The sequence below is a fragment of the Stenotrophomonas maltophilia genome (assembly GCF_003970865.1).
GTDB lineage: Bacteria > Pseudomonadota > Gammaproteobacteria > Xanthomonadales > Xanthomonadaceae > Stenotrophomonas > Stenotrophomonas maltophilia_AR.
Window position 1 is genome coordinate 1 of sequence record NZ_RXLZ01000129.1, and the last position, 2,885, is coordinate 2,885.

The following is a 2,885-nucleotide window of genomic DNA, read 5'->3' on the forward strand; positions in this document are numbered from 1 at the left end:
TGGTCAAGTCGCACGGTTGTTTGCGGCGACTGATGCGCAGTTCCAGTTTGGTCCCGAGGATGTGTGGACGCTGTTCCACTCCTTCGCATTCGATTTCTCGGTATGGGAGATATGGGGTGCACTGCTGTACGGCGGTCGGTTGGTCGTTGTTCCCGCAGCTGTCAGCCGCAGTCCACGGGATTTCCATGCATTGCTGATCGAGCAAGGTGTCACCGTGCTCAACCAGACACCCAGCGCATTCCGGCAGCTGATCGCAGCGGAGGCTGACAGTACCGCGACGCATCGCCTGCGTTACGTCATCTTCGGCGGCGAAGCGCTCGACCTGCCCATGCTGGCACCGTGGATCGCACGCAATGATCCCGATCAGACCCAGCTGATCAACATGTATGGCATCACGGAGATCACCGTGCATGCTACGTTCCGTCGCATCGAGCGACGTGACGTTCAGGGCGGGCAGGGCAGTCTGATCGGCAGGCCCTTGTCGGATCTGAGGATCCTGGTGCTGGACCCCCACCAGCAACCGGTCCCGATCGGGGTGACCGGCGAGCTCTATGTGGGAGGTGACGGCATTGCGCGCGGCTATCTCAATCGCCCCGAGCTGACTGCCGAGCGCTTCCTGCCCGACCCCTACAGCTCCGACCCGTCGGCGCGACTGTATCGCACCGGTGACCTGGGCCGCTGGTTGCCCGGTGGCGAACTGCAGTACGTGGGCCGCAACGACTTTCAGGTGAAGATTCGTGGCTTCCGGATCGAACTGGCCGAAATCGAGGCCCGCCTGCAGGCGTGTGATGGGGTGCGCGAAGCGGTAGTGCTTGCACGTGAGGACAGCCCCGGCGACAAACGCCTGGTTGGCTATGTGATCACAGAGCCGGAGTCGGACCCCAGTGCCGCAGAGCTCCGCGACCACCTGCTGTTGCACCTGGCCGACTACATGGTTCCTGCCGCGTTTGTGCGCGTCCACCACTGGCCCCTGACCAGCAACGGCAAGCTCGACCGGGCTGCATTGCCGGCGCCCGACGCCAGCGCCGTGGCTGCTCGCGGCTACGAGGCGCCGGTGGGGGAGACAGAACTGGCCATCGCTGCGGTATGGCAGGAGGTGCTGGGACTGGAGCAGGTGGGACGCCACGACAACTTCTTCGAACTGGGCGGGCACTCGTTGCTGGCGATCACAGTCATCGAGCAACTGCGTCACCGCGGCCTGCAGGCTGATGTCAGAACGGTGTTCAACGCGCTCTCGCTCGTTGCGTTGGCAGAATCAGTGCGGCAGCAAACGCCGCAGGCCTCGTTCGAGGTGCCGCCCAGCAAGATTGATGGCAGCGGCCGGATCACGCCCGACCTGTTGCCACTGGCATCGCTGGAACAGACGGAAATCGATACGCTGGTGGCGGCTGTCCGCGAGGGTGCCGTAGGTATCCAGGATATATACCCGCTGGGTCCGCTGCAGGAGGGGGTACTCTTTCATCATCTCCTTGGCGGAGAGGGCGATGCCTACCTGCTTCGTTCGGTGCTGAGGTTCGACGACCTGCAGTGCCTGCAGGCATTCCTGGTGGCGCTCGAGCAGGTAATGGCCCGCCATGACATCCTGCGTACGTCGATCCACTGGGAGAGCCTTCGCGCACCGGTCCAGGTCGTTCATCGCAGCGTAACGCTGCCAGTGCACGAGATCGCACTGGATCCGCGTCGGGCGCCCTTGGAACAGCTCATGCAGCGCGTGGATCCGCGTTGCATGCGCATCGACCTCCGTCGTGCGCCGCTGCTGCATGCGCACATTGCCTCGGACATGCAGGGTGAAGCTCAATGGCTGGTGCTGCTCCTGCACCACATCGTCTGCGATCACGTCACGCTCCAGTTGCTGCTGGAGGAGGTGCAGATTGTTCTGCGCGGCGATGCCGCCGCGCTATCCGAGCCATTGCAGTATCGGAATTTCATTTCCGTCATCCGCGATGCAAGTGCTGGGGATCACGAAGCCCACTTCCGCGCCCAGCTTAGTGACATCCACGAGTCGACAGCGCCCTATGGGGTGCTTGACGTGCAGGGAACAGGAGCAGAGGTCACGGAGATCAGCGTCACGGTGCCCGACGTTCTAAGCACCACGCTGCACCACCGCGCTCGTGCACTTGGTATTACTCCCGCAGCAGTTTTTCACTTGGCGTGGGCCCAGGTACTGGCCGCGCTGTGTGATCAGAACACGGTGGTGTTCGGCACGGTGTTGTCCGGCCGGCTGCAGATGACCGGCGCCTCCAGCAACGTTATGGGTGTGTTCGTCAACACCCTGCCTGTGCGAATCGATGTTGGCAACACGACAGCGCGGCAGGCTGCATTGGACACGCACGCGACGCTGATTGAGCTGCTGGAGCATGAGCAGGCACCGCTCGTCGTGGCGCAGCGTTGCAGCGCGATCGACCCCCGCCTCCCTCTGTTCACGTCGGTACTCAACTATCGCCATGGCCAGGGTGATAGTGAGGGATTGGCGGCACATGGTGCACACGTTGTGCTCAGCGAGGAGCGGGCGAACTATCCGATCGTTGTGTCAGTGGATAGCGTGGGAGAAGCGTTCAGCATTTCCATGCAATGTGCAGAAGGCATCAACGCCGAAGAGCTCGCATCACGCCTTTTACAGGCGACAGCGCGGTTGTGCGAGGCGTTGAGCGATACGGTTCCACGCCCGTTGCAGGAATTGCGGCTTGTAGCCTCCCTTGACTCGATTCAACGGCAGCAGGCATTGCTGGCCACCACTCGCGCGTATCCGCGCGATGGACTGATCCACCATGTTTTCCAGGAGCAGGTGCGAGCCCAGCCCGAGGCAGTGGCAGCAGATTTCCACGGAGCCACGCTGAGCTACCAGCAGCTGGACCGCCGCGCCAATCAGGTTGCACAGGTACTGC

The 2,885-nt window shown here is 62.7% G+C and carries 1 protein-coding gene; it reads left to right on the top strand.

Annotation, left to right across the window (positions count from 1 at the left end):
- Nucleotides 1-2,885: condensation domain-containing protein (locus tag EKL94_RS22005; RefSeq protein WP_148105819.1), on the top strand; the 2,885-nt coding region annotated here is incomplete at both ends.